The sequence below is a fragment of the Paraprevotella xylaniphila YIT 11841 genome (assembly GCF_000205165.1).
GTDB classification, from domain to species: domain Bacteria; phylum Bacteroidota; class Bacteroidia; order Bacteroidales; family Bacteroidaceae; genus Paraprevotella; species Paraprevotella xylaniphila.
This window is the reverse complement of record NZ_GL883814.1, coordinates 1-540: the sequence shown is the minus strand read 5'-3', so window position 1 is coordinate 540 and position 540 is coordinate 1. Positions and strand designations below refer to the sequence as shown.

2 tRNA genes are annotated in these 540 nt (G+C 58.7%); both read left to right on the top strand.

What is annotated here, in order from left to right:
• The first annotated feature begins 210 nt into the window (after positions 1-210).
• A tRNA-Ile gene (locus HMPREF9442_RS01730) sits at positions 211-284 on the top strand.
• 14 nt (positions 285-298) lie between these two features.
• Positions 299-372, top strand: a tRNA-Ala gene (locus HMPREF9442_RS01725).
• Positions 373-540: the final 168 nt, after the last annotated feature.

Genomic DNA, 540 nt, shown 5'->3' with positions numbered 1-540 from the left:
GAAGGTGCGGCTGGAACACCTCCTTTCTGGGGTCCTTCCCGCAAAACGGTCCATTCCGCGTCCGCTCCCGGGTAGTTTCCTCTTGTACGGCTGTCTTTCTTGTTTTGGTATGTGAGGCTTGAAAAAGGATAAGTGAGGGATGCAGGAGGCTCAGCTTCCGCCCGGTGGCGTTTCCGCCGCCCGCCCGCATCCGGGTCACAGGGTCACGCCAGTCCCATAGCTCAGTTGGTCAGAGCGCCACACTGATAATGTGGAGGTCGGCAGTTCAACTCTGCCTGGGACTACGCGGGTATTTTCGGGGGGATTAGCTCAGCTGGCTAGAGCACCTGCTTTGCAAGCAGGGGGTCAACGGTTCGAATCCGTTATTCTCCACCCGGCCCCGAGGGGGCATGCGATCATTGACATGTTGGACAGACAAAACGTAAAGAAAGCGAACGAGGTATGTTTTAACGAACATGTGCAGGCAGGCACGCCGCCGTTCCTTCCCTGGTGGAAGGCGGGCGGCGGCCGAGGCGAAAGTATTCAAGGGCGCACGGCGGA